Genomic DNA, 19,191 nt, shown 5'->3' with positions numbered 1-19,191 from the left:
CCTAAGACCGCGAGCATCGACGTCGCACTATGGCTCTTCAGGCAGGTTGCCGGAAGGGGAACGGCGGGGATCGGGTGCGGGTCTTGTTGGTGGCGTACGGGTCGCGCGGCGACGTGGAGCCGATGTGCGCTCTCGGCCTGCGACTCAAGGAGACCGGCGCCGACGTCATGGTCGCCGCCCCACTCGACGCGGAGTTCGCGGCGCTCCTGAAGCGAGCGGGCCTGCTGCACCTGCCGCTCGGCGAACCGGTCCGCAGGCGGGTCAGCGCCGCCGCCCCCGTACCGCGCGACACGGCCTCGCTCATCGCGGCGAGCTTCAACACCATCGCATCGGTGGCCGCCGACTGCGACGCGATGGTCGCCACCGGGATGTTCCCCGTGGTCGCGGCCGCGCGTTCGGCCGCCGACGCGCTCGGTCCGCGGTACCGCCACGTGAGCTTCCAATCGACCGCGCTGCCCTCGCGGCACCATCCGCCGCTGCCGAGGCCGGGCCGAGCGCTGCCCGCGGGCACCACCGACCGCCATGTCCTCTGGGGCTACGACGCCGTGGTGATGCAGCAGCTCTTCGGGACCGCCGTCAACGGCCACCGGGCCCTGATCGGGTTGCCGCCCTTGCGGAACGTGCGCGACCACGTCTTCGGTCCCAGCCCTCTGCTGGCCTCCGACGCGGTGCTGGACCCCTGGCGGCCCACCGACCTCGACGCGGTCCAGACCGGCCGCTGGGTCCTTCCCGACGCGCGCCCGCTGCCGCCCGAGCTCGATGCGTTCCTAGCCGCCGGGCCGCCGCCGGTCTACGTGGGCTTCGGCAGCATCCCCATGCGAGGGGCAGACGAGGTCGCCCGGGTCGCGGTGACCGCGGCCCGCGCCGCGGGCCACCGCGTGGTCCTCGCCCGTGGCTGGGCCGACCTGCGCCCGATCGACGACGCGGACGACTGCGTCTCGGTGGGGGAGGTCAACCAGCAGGCGCTGTTCTCTCGCATCGCCGCCGTCGTCCATCATGGAGGAGCGGGCACGACCGCCGCCGCCGCACGCGCAGGCACACCCCAGGTGGTGCTGCCCCAGATCGCCGACCAGCCCCACTGGGCCGCCCGCGTCGCCGACCTCGGCATCGGCTGCGCGCTCACCGCTACCCGTGTGACCCCCAGAACCCTCACCGCCGCAATCGAATCGGCGCTCGACATGCGCACCCGAGCCGAGGCGGTCGCCGCGACCATGACCGACGACGGCGCGCGCATCGCGGCCGACCTGCTGCGCGCCTAATCGCGTTGCCGCTCGGCGCCGACTTTGCGAGGCTCGCCCGATGCGTGAAATCCTACGGTTCCGCCAGCGATCGGCGGCCTATGTTCTGCGGCAGACTCCCAGCGGCCCCGAAGTCCTGGTGATCCTCCACCAGGACTCGCCCGAAGCGGGCGTCCAGGTCCCCGGCGGCGGCGCCCTCCCGCACGAGACGATCGGCGAGGCCGCGATCCGAGAGGCCTTGGAGGAGACCGGGGTTCGCGGCCTCGTGTTCGGCGAGGTCTTGGGCAACAAGCTCGCCCGCGGCGATGAATACCCCGACGGCTACCAGGTCACCAGCTACAGCTGGCTGCGCACCGAGGACTCGCGGGACGCGTGGGACCACACGATCACTAGCGCCGACGAGGACTGCGGCATGCGGATGCGCTGCGAGTTCCGCCCGGTCGCATCCGCGGGCATCGACTGGGACATGGACGTGTACCTTGAACGGGCCCTCCGCGGATTCGAGGTAGGCCTGCCGGTCGCCTTGCCGCAGAAGTGAAAAGACGCGGTCCGCCCGGTGAGGGCGAACCGCGCGCGCCTCAGCGGAAGGCCGCCGCGTTGCGCTTCGCCCACGCCGCGAACGTGTGCGGGGCCCGGCCGAGCACACGCTCCACGTCCCCGCTCACGGTCTGCTCGGCCTCGTTCGGGTTGCCGAGCACCTCCAGCGAGCCCTCCACGACCTCGGGCGGGTAGTACGCGCCGAAGGCCGCGGCAGCCTCCTCGCGGGTCTGCTCCACGAACTCGACCGGCTCCCCGATCGCTTCGGCGATCGCCGCGGCCTGGCCGCGGGGCGTGATGAGCTCGGGGCCGGTGAGCACATAGGCCTTCCCGGCGTGCCCGTCCTCGGTGAGCGCGGCGGCCGCGACCTCAGCGATGTCGACCGGGTCGACGACCGGCAGGCCCACGTCGCCGAACGGCGCCGCGAAGCGACGCTCGGCGCGGATCGAGTCGGCCCACAGATACGCGTTGCTGGCGAACCCGCCCGGCCGCAGGAGCGTCCACTCCAGACCGGACTCGACGACCGGCGGCTCGTCCTGGTCGGCGCCCTCGCGGGTGACGGCCCGCTGCGAGGACACCAGCACGATCCGCTTGACGCCGGCGGCCTTGGCGGCCTTGACGACCGGTGTGAGGTCGAGGTTCGCCGAGCGGGGGAGGAGGAGCATCCGGTCGGCCCCGGCGAATGCGGCGTCGAGTGTGGACGAATCGGCCAAGTCGGCCTTGCGGTGCGTGACTCCCGCGGGGAATTCGGCCTCCCCGCGCGAGAGCGCGACGACCTCCTCTCCGCGTGCGGCGAGCGCGGCGACGAGCGGGCGGCCGATGTTGCCGGTGGCTCCGGTGACGACGATCATGGTGGTTCCCTTCGATGTGCGTTGCGAACCCCAAGGTAGAAGCGAAACTAACTTTCAGGAAGGGCCTACCTTGAGGTAAGCTCCTGACATGCCGGAAGGAAATCAGGCCACGGCCACCACGCCCGCCGAGTTCAGTGAGGTGTTTCACTCCGACTGCCCCGCAAGGGGAGTGCTCGACCACATCACCAGCCGCTGGGGCATCTGGGTCCTCCTGGCCCTGAATGAAGGCGACAAGCGCTTCTTCGAACTGCGCGACAGCATCGAGGGCGTGAGCGAGAAGATGCTCTCCCAGACCCTCCGCGACCTCGCCGGCGACGGCCTGGTCTGGCGCGAGGTCGAACCCACCGTGCCCCCGAAGGTCACCTACGGCCTCAACGAGGTCGGGCGCGGCGTCAGCGTGCGCCTGGTCGACATGTTCCGCTGGATCGGCGCCAACGCCGAGAACCTCTGCGCCGAACAGGCCGAGCGCACCGGCTCGGGACCGGCCACGCGCTAGAGTCGGCCGGGACCGAAGGAGACACCTCATGACGCGAACAGCAGTCATCAGTGGCGGCGGCACCGGCATCGGCCTGGCGATCGCCGAACGACTTGCCGCCCAAGGCGACCGAGTCGTCCTCACTGGACGCCGCGAGCACGTCCTCGCCGAAGCCGCCAAGCCCCTCGGCGCGACCTACGTGGCCGCCGACCTCGCCACCGTCGAAGGCGCCCGCGCCGTCGCCGCCCACGTGACCGAGCACCACGGCTCGGTCGACGTCATCGTCGCCAACGCCGGAGGCAACGCGGCCCGCCGCGCCGTCCCCGAGGGCCTGACCGGGCTCGACCGCGCCTCCTGGGAGTGGGACGCGAACCTGCGCCTCAACGTCCTCACCGCCGTCCACCTCGTCGAAGGCCTCAAACCGCTCCTGGGCGACGGCGGCCGCATCGTCCTGTTCAGCTCCATCGCCGCCTACCGCGGCTCGGGCTCCGGCAGCTACGCCGGAGCCAAGGCCGCCCTGCACCCCTACGCGATCGACCTCTCCGGCGAGCTCGGCCCGAGGGGCGTCACCGCCAACGTGATCGCCCCCGGCTACATCGAGGACACCGAGTTCTTCGGCACGACCATGTCCCCTGAGCGCCGCGCGACGCTCATCGACCAGACCGACGACAAGCGCCCCGGCACCCCCGGCGACATCGCCGCGCTGACGGCCTGGCTCGCCTCGCCCGAAGCCGGGCACGTGACCGCCCAGATCATCCAGTCCAACGGCGGCGCTCTGGCGGGTCGGTAGCGGATGGCCCTCGCGGGGTTCGTGATCCGGTTCCTCGCGGTCACGGTCGGCTTCGCCGCGCTCCACTACTACCTGTGGTGGCGGCTGTGCCGCGACACCACCGAGAAGGGCTCCCCGTGGCGGCCGGTCGGGGCCGTGATCCTCGGCGTCCTGGCGCTGCTCGGGCTGCTCGCGCGGTTCTTCACGCCCTCGGACGCGCCGCTGGCGTTCCAGGCCTTCGTGGGCTGGCCCGGCCTGATCTGGTTCGGGGTCTTCCTCTACCTCTTCGGACTGCTCGTCATCGGCGAGGCCTTGCGCTGGCTGCTCTTCCGCCGCAAGGGCGAGGCCCGGGACGAGTTCTTCTCGCACCTCCGGGCACTCGCGACCCGCCTGCGCTCCAGAGGGAAAGCACCCGAACCCGAACCCGAACCTGCCGTCCACACTCGACGCAAAATCCTCTCCCGGGCCATCGGCGTCGGAGCGGCCTCGGTCGCCACCGCCACGGTCGGCACCGGCCTCTACGAGGGCTACCGCACGCCGCGGCTCAAACCCGTCTCGGTGGTCCTGCCCAAGCTCGACCGCCGCTTCGACGGCTACCGCATCGCCGTCATCGGCGACACCCACTTCTCGGCTATCCGCGGCCGCGGCTACTGCGAACGCGTCGTCGACCAGGTCAACCGCGCCCAAGCAGACCTCATCGCGTTCGTCGGCGACCTCGCCAGCAACGAGGCCGAGCAGATCCGCGACGCCACCGACCCGCTCGCCGATCTCCAAGCCCGCGACGGCGCGTTCTTCGTGGCCGGGAACGCCGAGCACTACGTGGGCGCCGACGCCTGGTACGACCGGGTCGCCGAACTGGGCATGACCGGCCTGCCCAACACCCGCGTCGAACTGGCCGGATTCGACCTCGCGGGCATCAACGACCTCATCGTCGACCAGCGCGGCATCGCCGGAGAGACCGGCCCGGACTACGAAGCGGCCCTAGGCGACCGCGACCCGGCCCGACCGCTCGTGTTCATGGCCCACCAGCCCAACGCGATCCGCGGCGCCGCGGGCTACGGCGTCGACCTCCAGCTCTCGGGCCACACCCACGGCGGCCAGATGTGGCCCGTCCACTACGCCTCCCGCATCCGCAGCGGCCAACTCACCGGCCTCGAACGCCACGGCGACACCCAGGTCTACGTCACCAACGGCGCAGGCACCAACGGCCCGCCCATCCGCGTCGGCGCAGCCTCGGACATCACGGTCATGACCCTCCGCGCCCCCTGAAATCGACCCCTGCGGCCCCGCCGCACCGCGCCTAGACTGGCGGCCATGGACGAACCCCTCGCCTCTCGACCGGGCTCCCCGCGACACCATTGGGACGCAGCCGAACACGCCCCGGCGCTCCCGCCGGAGACGGCCCCCGCCGTGGCCGACCTCGACGACTTCACCGCCCACGTCGACCTGCGCGGCCCGCGCTGGCAGGGGCCTGCCCTGCTGCTGGGACTCGCGGTGTTCTGCGCGATCTACGCCGCGGTCCCGGGCACCGGCAACCTGTTCGACCTCTCCGCCGAGGCCCGCCGCACCGCGCTCCTGGTCCTCGCCGGGGTCCTCACCGCGGCGGCCGCTGCCACGCTCGTCTGGGACCTCCGCACCCGCGCGAACGCGTACCAGCGCGCCTACGAGCGCTTCGCCAAGCACGGGATCACCGCCCGCGCGTTCTTGACCTCGCTCGACGTCGGCCATGAGCAGTTTCAACCGGCGTGGGTGCTCATCGACGCCGACCTGTCCGAGGCCCAGGCCGCCCGCCTCCACGCCGCGTTCGACTCCTGGATCAACGCCGCCCTCGCCGACCCTGAGACCCGGGACCGCGTGGTCCGGTTGCACCGCACCACGATCGGCGTCCTGCCGAGCGAGGAGCTGTTCGGCCCCGAGGCCGCAGGCGGGTTCCTTGCTCCGCCGCTGTCGCGCAGCCGCTGGCACGTGATGATCCCGTCCGGCCCGCCCGGTCCGAAGACCCGCTGGAAGGTCTTCGCGATCCACGACGGCGACACCACCGGTGAACCGGTCCCGATGCTCGGTTCGGGGGAGTAGCGGCGAACGGGCCGGGATGTCGGACCCCGCCGTTAGGGTCCGGGGATGGACATCATCCTCATTCCAGGTTTCTGGCTCGACGCCTCCTCGTGGGGCGAGGTCACTCCGGCGCTGGAGAAGGCCGGGCACCGGGCGCATCCGCTCACCTTGCCGGGCATGGAGTCTCGGGAGGCCGACCGCAGTGGGATCGGCCTGGCCGACCACGTGGCCGCGGTCGTGGCCGCCGTCGACGCCATCGAGGGCCCCGTGGCGCTCGTGGGGCACTCCGGCGGCGGCGCGGTCGCCCATGCGGTGGCCGACGCCCGGCCCGACCGGATCGCGCGCGTGGTCTACGTCGACTCGGCCCCGATGGGGCCCGGAGGGCCCATCAACGACGAGCTGCCGGTGGTCGACGGCGAGATCCCGCTGCCCGACTGGAACGTGTTCGAGGAGGAGGACCTCATCGACCTCACGCCTGAACTGCGGGAATCCTTCCGCGCCCGAGCGATCCCCACGCCCAAGGGCGTGGCCTTCGACCTGCGGGTCCTGGGCGACGAGCGCCGCTACGACGTGCCGATCACGGTGATCTGCTGCGAGTTCGCCAGCGCCACGGTCCGGGCCTGGATCGAGCAGGGCGCGCCCTTCGCGAAGGAGCTCGCCGCGGTCAAGCACGCCGACCTGGTCGACCTGCCCACGGGCCACTGGCCCCAGTTCACCAAGCCCGCCGAACTCGCCGAGGCGATCCTCACCGCGGTCGGCCCAGCCTGACTCCTCGCACCGCCGCCCGGAGCGTTTGCTCCCCTTGCGTTCCGGGCGGTGGCCGCATTGCGCGCAATTGCCCCTTTATTCGGTAAACAAACCATGTTAATCTCATCCAAATTCATCAATCCCTACATGTCTGGAGGGTTGTACATGGTTTCGCGAAGGACCGTCTTCACCGGGGGCGCGCTCGCGGTGGGAGCCGCCGCGGCGAGTTCGCCCTGGTGGAGCTCGCTCACCGTCCCCAGCGCCTCGGCCTCGCCGCTCACCTGCGAGCTCGCGCTGGTCAACGACACCGACTCCGGTTCGGTCAACGCCTACGTCACCGGCCGCGAGTTCGGCACCGACCGGATGATGCTCCTGCGGGCCGGGCAGGGCCCCTACTACATCGAGGAGCCCGGCGGCCCGAACACGCCGCTCCCGGTCGACTGCGCCATCCCGCTCGGATCGCCCGGCTCGACCACCACCGTCACGCTGCCGCGCATGTACGGCGCGCGCGTCTACTTCGTGCGCGAGTCCACACTCGACTTCTACGTCAACCCCGGACCCGCGCTCGTCGAGCCCGCGCTGCACAACGAGGCCGACACGAACTTCGGCAAGATCGTCTCGTTCTGCGAGTTCACCTTCAACGACGTCCAGCTGTTCGCCAACATCAGCTACGTCGACCTGGTGACCGCGCTCCCGATCGGGATGCGGCTCCAAGGCGACGGCGACCACTCGGTGGCCCCGCTGCCGCACGGCGCGGTCGAGGCCATCGCCGCCGAGCTCGAAGCCCAGTCCGGCCGCGACGGCCAGCCGTGGGGCGACCTCGTGATGCACGGCGACTCGGGCATCCTGCGGGTCATGTCCCCGCAGAACGTCATGGCACCCCATGTGGGCCAGCCGAACATGCCGTTCGCGGGCTACTGGGAGGGTTACGCCGACCAGGTCTGGGACGTCTACCGCGGGACCGACCTGCGGATCGACCTCCAGGGCGGGCGCGGTGTCATCACCGGCCGCGTCAACGGCGACACGCTCGTCTTCGACGACGGGTCCACGTTCTCCAAGCCCGGGTCCTGGGACGTGTTCACCTGCAACCACGGCCCGTTCACCAACAACCCCGGCGACAACGACTCGAAGAAGGGAGCGCTGGCGAGGCTCGCCGCGGCGTTCAACCGCAGCACCATCCACAATGGCGCCGACCAGCCGAACGGCCCGGGGATCGGCGACTACTACCAGAACTCGATCACCAACCACTTCGCGCGCGCCGTGCACGCGAACTCGCCGATCGGGTACGCGTTCCCGTACGACGACGTGACCCCGGACAACACCCCGGACCAGTCCGGTGTCGCCTACGACGGCAACCCGTCGAGGTGGACGCTGACCGTCACGTGAGAGAGCGCTCTCTGAGAGGCTGATCCGGCCGCGCCGTGAGGCGCGGCCGGTTTCATGTGTTTTATATCGGTCTCTCTATTGATATCTCGGACCCGAGTTAGGGCCCGTAGACCTCCAGTTCGGCCACCTGCGCCGCGGGCCAGCCGGTGTTGGCCGTGAAGGTCAGCCGCAGGTATCGCGTCTGCGCGTCGACCGCGATCGTGACGGTGTTCCCGGTCGCGGGGTCGAACGCGTATTCGGCGGACGCGAGGATCTGGTCGTACTGCGTTCCGTCGGTCGATCCGGCGACTGCCACGGTCTGGGTGCGCGCCTCCCACGCGGCCGAGGGCGGCAGGGCCAGCACGATCTCGCCGACCTCCCGCGCCGCACCGAGATCGACCGTGATCGACTGCGGGAACGCGTTGTTGGCGCTCTCCCAGTAGCTGTTCGCGTTCCCGTCGACGGCGTTGGTCGCGGTGTAGACGTCGGCGTGGCCGGTGGCGGTCACGGTCTTCCCGAGCGCGAGGTTCCCGCCCTCACCAGGGTCGGTCGGGTCCTCGGTGGGGTCTTCCGTGGGATCCTCGGTCGGGTCGGTGGGGTCCTCGGTCGGCCCGCCCTCGCCGGGCAGGTTCGGCTCGGGGAAGGGTCCGCAGTACGTGTCCGGCAGGTCCTCGTTCCAGCCGGAGTTCCCGCCGCCCTGCTCGATCACGATGCTTGAGAGGCACGCGTAGACCGGTTCCTCGAAGCCGATCCGGGTCGCGGTCACGTCGGTGGCCGAGACTTCGGCGGGGTCGTTGAACTGGAACGCGAACGTGCCGGTCCCGTCGATCCGCACGTCGTCGAGGACCACGCCCTTGGTGGTGCCCGAGACGAAGTGGATCGCCGCGTAGGTGGAGTCGATGATGTCGGTGTCGGTCACGTTGATGGTGGCGCGGTCGATGTCGCCGGTGCGGGCGTCGAACCACAGCGCCCCGACCGGAAACGGCCAGTTGTAATCGGTGTTGCCGGTGCGGATGAGGGTGTTGCGCGCCAACGTGAACGTGCCCTGCACGTCGGTGCCCTGCCCGGCGTTGACGCCGGGGTAGCGGTTCCCGACGTGGATGCCGCCGCCGTTGCTCATGGTGTCGGCGATGACGTTGTCGGAGACGGTGATGTCCTTGCCGCCGTAGATCGCGATCCCGTTGGCGAGGATCGGCTGCACGATCGTGTTGCCCACGAACGAGTTCCCGACGTTGTTGACGTTCTCGGCCCACATCGCGAGCGCGTCGTCCCCGGTGTTGCGCATGAACGAGTTCTCCACACTGGAGTTGGTGACTCCGATGTGGAAGTTCACCGCGTCGGCGGTGAGGTCGAGCATCCTGGTGTCGCGGATGTGGAAGTCGTCCATCGGCCCGTCCATCCAGGCCGCGACCTTGACGTGCTGGATCCACAGGTTCTCGACCAGCGAATTGCTCATCGCGCCGCCGATGGCGTTGACCTGGTCCTCGTCGACCCGCTCGGTGATCTCGCCGAGGATCGCGAAGTCCCGCAGCACGACTCCGGTGCTGGGCCCGCCTTCGTTCACGTACTTGCCGTAGAACCCGGCGGCCTTGGAGCGGTCGGTGGGGTGGCGCCCGGTGACCTCGGAGTACCAGGGCCCGGCCCCGCGCACGGTCACTTCGTCCACGATCACGTGGTCGTAGAGCAGGAACTCGCCCTCGGGGATCCAGACCTCGGCCCCTTGGGCCTTCCCTGCGTCCACGGCCGCCTGGAACGCGGCGGTCGCGTCGGCCTGCCCGGTCGGGTCGGCCCCGAAGTCCACTACGGACAGTGAACCCGCGGGCTGCGCGACCGGGTCGGGCAGGGTCTCGAAGTCGGCCAGGTCGATCGTGAACGACGATGCGGCAGAGGTGGAGTCGACCTGGACGCGCACCTTCGTCCCGGCGTCGAGGCGCTGGTCGAACGTGGTGCGCACGTGGTCGTAGAAGTGGTGGCCGCCGCCCGCGCCCGGGTCGTTGGTGAACGGGTAGGAGCCGTAGAACCACCCGTACCGCGAGGTCACCGGCAGGTCCTGCACGGAGGTTCCGTCGACCTGGAGGTCCATTGTGGCGTCGATGCCGGTGCCTTGCGCGTTGTCGGGGATCGAGTATCGCAGGGTCATCGCGTCGGCCGGTTCGGTGAGGGTGAACTCGACGTACTCGCCCACGGCGTCGAGCGTGACGGCCTGGCGGCCCGAGGCCTCTCCCGCGAGGGTCTGGTAGGTGCTGTCGGGGCCGATGAGCGTGCCGTTGGTGGCGGCGTTCTCGGCCTCGATCTCGATGAACGGCACGTCGGCCCCGCGGCCCTCGACGTCGAAGACGGAGAGCGCGGGCGCGGCGGCCGGAGCCGGGTCGGCGGTGGCCATGGCGGCGGTCGTGAGCGCTCCGGCGCCGACGACGAGCGCCGCGGCGAACGGTAGCGCCCGCCGCAGGTTCGGAGTTGTTCGGTGGTCCTTCATGATCGGGTCACTGCGTCCTTCCGGGGAATCGGTAGGTTGCCTCGATGACGGTGCGCCGCCGGGAGGCCCGGCGGCATCGGTCCGAGGGCACGCCGCAGCGCGCCTTCGGCAGCAGGAAAGCGGTGGCATTCGCGCTGTTGGAGATAGGTTTAGCGCTATACCTTTCGCCTTGGAGCCTAACCGTTCATGTCCGAATTGTCAACGACACATTTCGATCCGTCGAAGGCTGACCCGTGGACGCGCCGACGGCCGCGAGCGCCCTGCGCCCGCGGCCGTCAGTGCTCCGCCCTAAGGCAGTGACCACTGCTGCGTCCACAACCCGTTGCAGTCGTAGATCGCCAACTTGGTCCCGTCGGCCGTGTTCCCCTGTGGCACATCGAGGCAGCGCCCCGACTGCGGGTTCAGGAGCGAACCGTTCCCTTGTGGAATCCACTGCTGCGCACCGGAGCCGTTGCACTCCCAGATCTGCACCGGCGTGCCGTTCGCGGTGCCCTGCGCGTCCACGTCCAGGCACTTCCCGAACGCGCGCACGGTCCCGTCGCCGTTGACCGACCAGTCCTGGCCACTCGCGGTCCCGCACGCCCACAGCTGCGCCGCGTTCCCGTTGACGGCCGTGTTGGTGTCCACGTCGAGGCACTTCCCGCTCTGCGGGTTGGTGATCGCCCCGGTCGGGCCGGGGATCTCGCCGATCCCGAACCGCAGCTCGCACTGGTTGCCCTGCCCGAGCCAGGTCGCGGCGAGGTACAGGTAGCTCGTGCCGTCCTCGCGCGGGATCGCGGGCGTCGAGTAGCCCGGGCACGAGGGCACGCCCGCGCCGTAACCGCCGGTGGGGTCCACAGTGACCGGTGTGGTGGCCTCGAACCAGTCGCCCGCACCGAGGTTCCGGTTCGCGAACAGCACCGTGCCGGACTCTTCGAGCACGGTCTTGTTCCCGGTCGGGCCCGCCACGACGCGCTGGCCGGAGATGAGCAGGGTCCCGTTCGGGCCGCCGCCGCTCACCCACGAGATGTAGGGGGTGTGCAGGAGTTCGCGGTCGTCGGAGGTCTGCACGAGGGTCCCGCGGTCGCCGGGCGGGCCCCAGTTCAGGCCGTCGTCGCTGAACTTGACGTAGACCTCGCACGCGTGGTCGGCGTCGGTGGCGTCGCGGCACAGCTCGTAGCTCATCGCGATCCGCCCGTCGGGCAGGTCGGCGAAGGTCTGCATGCCGGGTCGCAGCAGGTTGTCGGCGGGGAACACCACGTCATCCTGAATGGACGAACTCCAGGTCACGCCGCCGTCGGTGGAGGTGTAGTGGCCGATCTTCTGGTTGTTGGTCGCGCCGCCGGAGGGCCGCTCGTCGGAGATGAAGCACGCGAGGGTCCCGTTGTCGGCCACCAGGAACGTGGGCTCCCAGATGCCGTGGCCCCAGCCGTTGGGTTCGCCCGAGGTCTGGGTGCAGTTGGAGCGGAACTGCCAGGTCTGCCCGCCGTCGGTGGAGCGGAAGACCTCGACCTTCTGCGAGGTGTAGTCGCCTACGTCCCAAGCGGTTCCGGCGGCGAGGATGTCGCCCGCGTTGAGGCCGTTGATGTTTCGCGGGACTTCGAACAGCGTGGGCGCTTCGAGGTCCCAGCCGGGGGTGTTGGAGCCGAGTTCGGAGATCTGGCTCCAGCTCTGGCCGCCGTTGGTGCTGCGGTACATCGGGAGCGTGGTCGGGGCGTTGTGGCCGCCCTTGGCGAAGGTGGCGAGCATGGTCTCGTTCGCCGAACCGTCGTGCGCGAGCCCGATCGCGCGCGGATATCCGGCGGTCCCGCTCGGGAAGGTCCCGAGGTCGGGGGAGTAGAGCACCGAGCCCGGCTGCGCGGCGGCGGCCGGAGCGGCGGCGAGCGCCTGCACGCTCGCCATCGCGAGCACGGCGGCGGCGAACAACGCGCCGATCCGTCGTGCCGATTGTCTGATTCCCATCATGGGGGTGCCTCCTGAGGATGAGGCGTCTGCGGCTTTGCAGACGTTGCAAACACCATGCCAGCAATTTGCCGACGTTGCAAGAGGAGCGGGGGAGGCGAATTGGGGCGGCGGCCCCGACCCCCGCGGTCGGGCGTGTCGCGACGCAAGCACCCCCGGTTCAAATGATCGCGGGCGGGTACGACATGTTCGGGTGGTTGCGTACCCCGCGGTCGGGCGTGTCGGAATTCGGCCGCCCCCGAATCAATGATCGCGCGAGGGACCGACATTCCCTCGCCCGCAGCGGGCCTAGGCCGTTCCGAGGGTGCTTTCTCTCGCCACCAGGCGGTGCGGGGCCACGATCTCCTCCGCCTGCGTCTCCGGGTTCTCGATTCTGGCCGTGATCCGCTGGACCGCTTCCCTTGCGATGAACGGGGTGTCCAGGGAGACCGTGCTCAGCGAAGGCCGCGCGAAGCGGCCCTCCTCGATGTCGTCTATGCCGATCACCGCCACGTCCTCGGGGACGCTCAGGCCCGCGTCGAAGACCGCCCGCATCGCGCCCACCGCCAATAGATCCGAGAAGCAGAAGATCGCGTCCGGCCGCGGCGAGGCCTCCAGCAGCGCCTTCGCCGCCTCGTACCCGTCCGGGCGGCTGTAGCGCGCCGCCGCCGTCGCGAATCCCGGCAGCGGTTCGAGGCCCGCTTCCTCCAGGGCCGCTTCGTATCCGGCCGTACGCTGGAGCGGGGTCGCGTACTCCTCCATCGGCTGCGCGCCGATCGCGGCGATTCTGGTGCGACCGATCGCGATCAGGTGCTCGACCGCGTCCCTCGCGGCCCGCACGTTGTCGATCGCCACATGGTCGTACCGGCCGTCGAACTCGTGCTCGCCGAGCAGTACCAGCGGCATGTGCTTCGAGCGGTGCATGTCGAGCAGCTCCGACTTCGTCACCAGTGGACTGAACAGGATGCCGTCGAACAGCATCGTGCGGTCGTCGCCCATGAGCAGGCGACGCTCCCGCTCGTGGTCGTGCCCGGTCTGGTCGATCATCACCCGATATCCGAACTCGGCGGCCGCGTCGATCACGTCCCGCGCCAGTTCGCTGAAGTACGGTACGTCGATCTCGGGCACCACGAGCGCGAGCATGCCCGTGCGGCCGGTGCGGAGCGTGCGGGCCACGGGGTTGGGGCGGTAGTCGAGCTCCTCGATGGCGCGCAGCACGCGCTGGCGCATGCGCTCGCTGACGTGCGCGTAACCGCTCACCACGTTGGAGACCGTGCGGACTGAGACCTGCGCCAGATCGGCGACGTCGCGAAGTGTTGCCGGCATAAGGTCCATCCTACCGTTTGCAACGTCGGCAAAGGGGTGCTAGATTTTGCACACGTTGGCAAATCACACAAGGGAGTGTTCATGCTTCGCCATCTCCTCCGGCGCCGGGCCGTGCTCGCCACCGCCGGCCTCGCCGCCGCGGCACCCCTCGCCGCATGCGGCCCCGACATCACCTCGGGCGACGACTCCGGTACGTCCAGCCTGCTCAAAGCCCCGACCGCCGACAAGCCCGAAGGCGAGATCACGATCTGGGACCGCTCCGGGGACCTCTTCGAGGTCTTCGAAGGCGTCATCGCCGACTTCAACGCGGCCTACCCCGGCATCAAGGTCAACCACGTCGCGGTCGACATCGACGCCAAGCTCCAGAACACGCTGATCACCGGCACCGAAGTGCCCGACGGCGTATTCCTCGACGACGCCAAGATCGGCGGCTTCGCCGACTACCTGTGGGACCTCAGCGAAGTCCTGGCCCCCTACAAGGCCGACATCGCGCCGCAGAAACTCGACGTCAACACCATCGACGGCGGCGTCTACGGCGTGCCCTTCGACCTCGACCCGGGCCTGTTGTTCTACAACGCCACCGCGCTCGAAGCCGCCGGGATCGACCCGGCCGCGATCGAGACCTACGACGACCTGCTCCAGGCCGCCCGCGACTACCAGGCCGCCGTGCCCGGATCCGCGCCGATCCACCTGGAGCAGTCCGCGTTCCTCGGCCAGCTCCAACTGGAGATGTACGCGAGCCAGCTCGGCACCTCCATCGCCGACGCCGACGGGGAGCTGCGCCTCGACACGCCCGAATTCGAGCGCATCCTCACCTTCCTCGACACCGTCCGGTCCGAAGGCCTCGGCACCCGCGCCGAATACCTGACGCCCACCGACATCGCCGAACTCGAGAACGGCAACCAGGTCTTCTACCCCTGGGCCATCTGGTTCAGCTTCGCGCCGCAGCAGCTCCTCACCGAGACCGCAGGCGACTGGCGCGCAATGGAACTGCCCGCCTGGGACTCAGGCGGCCCCCGCTCGGGCGCGATGGGCGGCTCCTCGTTCGTGCTCCCCAAGGAAGGCGCGAACGCCGACCTCGCCTGGCTCTTCTATGAGTTCCTCATGTTCGACGAGGCCGGCTACACCGCAGTGTGGGGACCCAACGACATCTACCCCGAAGGGCTCACCACCTCGATCCCCAGCTACCTGCCCGCCGCCGACCCGGCCGCGCCGCTGTACGAGCCCATCGAAGCGCTCGGCGGCCAGGACCTGTGGGCCGTCGCCACCGAGGCCGGGGCCCAGATCCCCGGCGGCGCGCCCACGCCCGCTTGGTGGGCCGGCGCGGTCGACTACCTCGGCAACGACCTCCAGCGCATGCTCGACGGCGACCTCACCCCTCAAGAGGTCCTCGCCGAGTCCAGCGACGCCATCCAGACGAACCTGGTCGACCGCCAGTGACCGCCGCAGCCGCCCATGTCGCCCGGCCCCGGCGCCGCATCGCGGGGCCCCGGATGCGCAGGCGCCTCGCGCCGTATGTGTTCGTGGCCCCGTTCGTGGCCGTGTTCCTCGCGTTCAGCGTCTACCCGCTGTACTTCACCGCCCGCCTGAGCTTCACGGACTGGCGCGGCACCGGGGCCGCGACGTGGGTCGGCTGGGACAACTACACCTACCTGCTCACCAGCACCGGATTCTGGTCCTCCCTAGGCAACTCCGCGGTCCTGTGGCTCCTCATCGTCCCCGTGCAGCTCGCCCTCGGCGTGCTCGTGGCCGTGCTCCTCAACTCCGCGAAGCTGCGCCTGCGGGGCCTGTACCGCGTGGCCTTCATCGTCCCGTTCGTGACGCCCCTGGTCGCGGTCGCCCAGATCTGGGTCGTCCTGTTCGACCAGCGCTACGGCGCGGTCAACGCGCTCCTCGGCGTCTTCGGCGTCCCCGAGATCGGCTGGCTCACCACCAGCGCCTGGGCCAAACCCACCCTCGCGCTGCTGTTCCTGTGGAAGACGACAGGGTTCATCGTGATCATCATGCTTTCGGGACTCCAGTCGATCAACGGCTCGATCTACGAGGCCGCCGCCCTCGACGGCGCGTCCCGCACCCGCCAACTGTGGAGCATCACCGTCCCGCTCCTGCGGCGCACCCTCATGTTCGTCACGGTCCTCCAGACCCTCGCGGTGTTCCAGATGTTCGCCGAGCCGTTCGTCGTCACCCAAGGCGGGCCGTACAACTCCACCACCACCGCCGGGTACTACCTCTACAACCACATCACCCGGGCGGACCTCGGCACCGGCGCGGCGAACTCGTTCCTGCTGGTCGTCCTCGTGATGGCCCTGTCGCTGCTGTTCGTGCGCCTCCTGCGAGCGAAGGACTGACGATGACCGCGAACTCCCCGCGCCGCGAGCGCCCGCGCATCGGCTCGCACCTGTTCCTCGCGCTGCTGCTCGTCGCCTTCCTCGCCCCCGTGGCCTGGGCCCTGCTCTCGGCGTTCAAGCCCGCGAACGAGATCATCCGCAACCCGCTCGCCTTCGACTTCACGACGTTCACCCTTGACAACTACACCGCGATGTTCCAGGACGTGCCCATCGGCCAGGGCTTCGTCAACACCGCGATCGTGCTGCTCTTCAAGGGCGCCATCACGATGTTCTTCGCCCCGCTCGCGGCGTTCGCGTTCGCGAAGTACCAGTGGGCCGGCAAGAACCTCGTCTTCGGCGCCGTCCTCATCACGCTCATGCTGCCCACGATCGTGCTCATCATCCCGCTCCTTCTGGAGATGAAGGAGCTCGGCTGGGTCAACACCTACCAGGCGCTCATCCTGCCCGGGGCGGTGGACGCGTTCGCGATCTTCTGGATGCGGCAGGTCATCTCGGCCGTCCCCGACGAACTGCTCGACGCCGCCCGCGTCGACGGCTGCGGCGAGTTCGCGATCTTCTGGCGGGTCGTGGTCCCGGTGATCCGCCCCGGCCTGGCCGGGCTCGGCGTGCTCACCGTCATGAACATCTACAACGACTTCGTGTGGCCCGTGGTCGCGGCGAACTCCGAGCGCATGTCGACCCTCCAGGTCGTCCTGTCCACGCTCGCGCAGAACATCACGGGCAACCGGATCGGGGCCGACTACGCCACCGTCACCGGTGAACTCCTCGCGGCGAGCTCCGTCGCACTCATTCCTCTGCTGGTGCTGTTCATCCTGCTCCAGCGGCATTTCATCAACGGCATCCTCGCCGGCAGCGTGAAGGGCTGACCCATGACTCCACCCGAGACCTCCGTCCCCCGCCCCGAATACCCGCGGCCCGACCGCGACCGCTCGGCGCGCTGGCTGAACCTCAACGGCCGCTGGGATTTCGCCGCCGAGGGCCACGAGGGGCCGATCACGGTCCCGTTCGCCTGGGAGAGCGAGGCTTCGGGGGTGCGGCGGATCTGGCTCGAACGGGGCACCTACCGCCGCACGGTGACCGCGCCCGATGAGTGGTCGGGCTCGCGCGTGGTGCTGTCGTTCGGGGCGGTGCACCACCACGCGGCGGTGCGGATCGACGGGAAGCTCGTCGGCCAGCACTCGGGCGGCTACGAGTCCTTCGAGTTCGACGTGACGGACCTGCTCGCCCCTGGTGTGCCCGCTGAGCTGGAGGTCGAGGTCTCGGCCCCGGCCGACAAGCGCGCGATCCCGCATGGCAAGCAGCGTTCGCTCCCGCGCGACGACTACGACGGCGTGTCGTTCACGCCCACGTCGGGCATCTGGCAGACGGTGTGGCTGGAGGCCCGCGGCCGGACGTACGCGCGGTCGGTGGTGCTGCGCGGGGACAGTCTCACCGGGATCGACGTGACGGTGGAATTGGAGGGCGACGCCCCGGCCGGTGCGGCCGTCGTGGCTTCAGTCGAGAATGGACCTTCGATCGCCCTGACTTCCGATCGCGACGGGACCGCCAAGGGCCGCATCGAGATCCCCGACGCCAAGCTCTGGTCTCCCGACCACCCACACCTGTACCGCGTCGAGGTCATCACCGGCTCGGGCGAGGCCGCCGACCGCGTGACGGCCACGACCGGCCTGCGCCACTTCGAGACTCGCGGCGAGGAGCTGTACCTCAACGGCGAACGCGTCTACATGCGAGGCGTGCTCGACCAGGGCTATTGGCCCGACACGGGCCTGACCGCGCCTGACGCGGCCTCGCTGCTGCGCGAGCTCGACCTGGCGCGCGGCCTCGGCTACAACCTGGTGCGCAAGCACCTCAAGTTCGAAGAGCCGCTGTGGCTGCACGAGGCCGACCGCACCGGGATGCTGGTGTGGGCCGAACCGGCGTGCCCGAGCCGGTTCTCACCCGAGGCCGCGGCCGCGTTTGAGGCGCAGCTTCCGGCGATGGTCGAACGCGACGGGAACCACCCGAGCATCGTCATCTGGGGCCTGTACAACGAGGAATGGGGCCTGGACTGGGACATCCCGGGCAGCACGGCGCGCGCCGAGGCGGCCGTGCACGCGTACGAGCGCCTGCGCGAACTCGACGCGACGCGGCCGATCGTGGAGAACTCGGGTTGGTCGCATGTGCGCACCGACCTGCTCGACTGGCATTACTACGAACCGGATCTGGGGCGCTGGAAGGACGCGATGGCGCGGCTCGCCTCGGGGGAGCAGGACGCGTTCCCGGTGCGGCTCGGCCCTGACTTCATCGTGGACAAGTCGCTCTATGGTTCTGCGGAAGTGCCTCGGCGCGGCATCCCGATCGTCAACAGCGAGTACGGCGAGGGCTTCACGAGCCTCGAGCGTGCTTGGCACTTGCGTTGGGAGACACAGGAACTGCGCCGCCATGATCGTTTCGCCGGGTACGTGTACACGGAGTTCACCGACGTCGAGCACGAATCGGCGGGCCTCCTCGACATCAACCGCCGCCGCAAGGACTGGGGCGGGTGCGTTCCCGCCGACGTCAACGCGGACACGGTGCTGGTGATCGACCTCGTGCCGCTGGCGGCCGGAGCGGACATCACGGTGCCGCGAGAGGCCTTCGCGTTCGGTGCGCACGTGTCGCATCACGGCCCGAACGCGGTGTCGGGCACGGTGAATGTCGCATGGGTCCCGGCGGGCGCGCCGTTCGGCGCGGCGGTTCCGGCGGCGCAGGGCGTGTCGGAGGCGGTGAAGGCGGAGCCGTTCAGATTGTCCGAGGCGGTTGAGGTGGTCGTGCCGCCGGTAGACGGTCCGGCGCGGTTGCTGGTGTGGTTCGCGGATGCGGAGGGCCGGGTCCTGGCGCGGGCGTTCCTGGACGCGGGCGAAGTGGAGCCGCCGAACCGCAGGGGCGCAAGGAAGGGCGAGTTCGAAGGGGTTCCGGTCCCGGGCTTGGAGTGAGTCGGCGGGGCTGCGTCGCGGCCCCATAAGCCGGAGATTCGCCGAGAGCCTCGGCCTGGGGCTCGGCCTCGGGTTCGGTGCGGCCGTTTCCGGCGCCGTCCTCGCGTTCCTCGTCGCCTGGTGCGTCCAC

At 70.0% G+C, this 19,191-nt stretch carries 16 protein-coding genes; 12 read left to right on the top strand and 4 right to left on the bottom strand.

Going from position 1 to position 19,191, the window contains the following annotated elements:
• Positions 1–74 precede the first annotated feature (74 nt).
• Both AB0B28_RS14800 and AB0B28_RS14795 read left to right on the top strand, forming a co-directional pair.
• Positions 75–1,259, top strand: coding sequence for a glycosyltransferase (locus AB0B28_RS14800; protein WP_360120993.1), 1,185 nt, complete (start codon positions 75–77; stop codon positions 1,257–1,259).
• Between the two features lie 40 nt (positions 1,260–1,299).
• The gene (locus AB0B28_RS14795) at positions 1,300–1,776 is read left to right on the top strand and encodes an NUDIX domain-containing protein (protein ID WP_360120991.1); all 477 of its coding nucleotides are present in this window, start codon (positions 1,300–1,302) and stop codon (positions 1,774–1,776) included.
• Between the two features lie 40 nt (positions 1,777–1,816).
• On the opposite strand, the gene AB0B28_RS14790 is transcribed toward AB0B28_RS14795, so the two are convergent.
• Positions 1,817–2,626, bottom strand: coding sequence for an NAD(P)H-binding protein (locus AB0B28_RS14790; RefSeq protein ID WP_360120989.1), 810 nt, complete (start codon positions 2,624–2,626; stop codon positions 1,817–1,819).
• A gap of 88 nt (positions 2,627–2,714) precedes the next feature.
• On the opposite strand from AB0B28_RS14790, the gene AB0B28_RS14785 reads away from it, so the two are divergent.
• From AB0B28_RS14785 to AB0B28_RS14760, 6 genes are all read left to right on the top strand, one after another.
• Complete coding sequence (locus AB0B28_RS14785) at positions 2,715–3,122, top strand: helix-turn-helix domain-containing protein (RefSeq protein ID WP_360120987.1); 408 nt, start codon at positions 2,715–2,717, stop codon at positions 3,120–3,122.
• A gap of 28 nt (positions 3,123–3,150) precedes the next feature.
• Complete coding sequence (locus AB0B28_RS14780) at positions 3,151–3,891, top strand: SDR family oxidoreductase (RefSeq protein ID WP_360120985.1); 741 nt, start codon at positions 3,151–3,153, stop codon at positions 3,889–3,891.
• A gap of 3 nt (positions 3,892–3,894) precedes the next feature.
• A complete protein-coding gene (locus tag AB0B28_RS14775) occupies positions 3,895–5,139 on the top strand; it encodes a metallophosphoesterase (RefSeq protein ID WP_360120983.1) in 1,245 nt (414 codons plus the stop codon).
• A 45-nt stretch (positions 5,140–5,184) separates the two neighbouring features.
• Positions 5,185–5,946 (top strand): hypothetical protein, encoded by a 762-nt coding sequence (locus AB0B28_RS14770; RefSeq protein WP_360120981.1) that lies wholly within the window; start codon positions 5,185–5,187, stop codon positions 5,944–5,946.
• A gap of 45 nt (positions 5,947–5,991) precedes the next feature.
• Positions 5,992–6,693 (top strand): alpha/beta hydrolase, encoded by a 702-nt coding sequence (locus tag AB0B28_RS14765; RefSeq protein WP_360120979.1) that lies wholly within the window; start codon positions 5,992–5,994, stop codon positions 6,691–6,693.
• 144 nt (positions 6,694–6,837) lie between these two features.
• The gene (locus tag AB0B28_RS14760) at positions 6,838–8,058 is read left to right on the top strand and encodes a glycoside hydrolase family 64 protein (protein ID WP_360120977.1); all 1,221 of its coding nucleotides are present in this window, start codon (positions 6,838–6,840) and stop codon (positions 8,056–8,058) included.
• A 97-nt stretch (positions 8,059–8,155) separates the two neighbouring features.
• On the opposite strand, the gene AB0B28_RS14755 is transcribed toward AB0B28_RS14760, so the two are convergent.
• The 3 genes from AB0B28_RS14755 to AB0B28_RS14745 all read right to left on the bottom strand — a co-directional run bounded on the left by AB0B28_RS14755 (position 8,156) and on the right by AB0B28_RS14745 (position 13,759).
• Positions 8,156–10,513 carry a discoidin domain-containing protein gene (locus tag AB0B28_RS14755; RefSeq protein WP_360120975.1) on the bottom strand — a complete coding sequence of 786 codons (2,358 nt, stop codon included), beginning with the start codon at positions 10,511–10,513 and terminating at the stop codon, positions 8,156–8,158.
• Positions 10,514–10,801: 288 nt separating this feature from the next.
• Positions 10,802–12,454 (bottom strand): RICIN domain-containing protein, encoded by a 1,653-nt coding sequence (locus AB0B28_RS14750; protein ID WP_360120973.1) that lies wholly within the window; start codon positions 12,452–12,454, stop codon positions 10,802–10,804.
• A 288-nt stretch (positions 12,455–12,742) separates the two neighbouring features.
• Positions 12,743–13,759 (bottom strand): LacI family DNA-binding transcriptional regulator, encoded by a 1,017-nt coding sequence (locus tag AB0B28_RS14745; protein WP_360120971.1) that lies wholly within the window; start codon positions 13,757–13,759, stop codon positions 12,743–12,745.
• An 81-nt stretch (positions 13,760–13,840) separates the two neighbouring features.
• On the opposite strand from AB0B28_RS14745, the gene AB0B28_RS14740 reads away from it, so the two are divergent.
• Genes AB0B28_RS14740 through AB0B28_RS14725 form a run of 4 tightly spaced genes read left to right on the top strand, consistent with a single transcriptional unit; the run spans position 13,841 to position 19,061 of the window.
• Positions 13,841–15,199, top strand: coding sequence for an extracellular solute-binding protein (locus AB0B28_RS14740; RefSeq protein ID WP_360120969.1), 1,359 nt, complete (start codon positions 13,841–13,843; stop codon positions 15,197–15,199).
• Positions 15,196–16,107 carry a sugar ABC transporter permease gene (locus AB0B28_RS14735; protein WP_360120967.1) on the top strand — a complete coding sequence of 304 codons (912 nt, stop codon included), beginning with the start codon at positions 15,196–15,198 and terminating at the stop codon, positions 16,105–16,107. The genes AB0B28_RS14740 and AB0B28_RS14735 overlap by 4 nt, the downstream gene beginning before the upstream one ends.
• A 2-nt stretch (positions 16,108–16,109) precedes the next feature.
• Entirely contained in the window at positions 16,110–16,973 is an 864-nt protein-coding gene (locus tag AB0B28_RS14730) for a carbohydrate ABC transporter permease (RefSeq protein WP_360120965.1), read from the top strand.
• Positions 16,974–16,976: 3 nt separating this feature from the next.
• Complete coding sequence (locus AB0B28_RS14725) at positions 16,977–19,061, top strand: sugar-binding domain-containing protein (RefSeq protein WP_360120963.1); 2,085 nt, start codon at positions 16,977–16,979, stop codon at positions 19,059–19,061.
• Positions 19,062–19,191: the final 130 nt, after the last annotated feature.

The organism is Glycomyces sp. NPDC046736, from assembly GCF_040645615.1.
Taxonomy (GTDB): Bacteria; Actinomycetota; Actinomycetes; order Mycobacteriales; family Micromonosporaceae; genus Glycomyces.
Note: the sequence above shows the minus strand (reverse complement) of the source record. Positions and strands in the feature narration are given on the sequence as shown.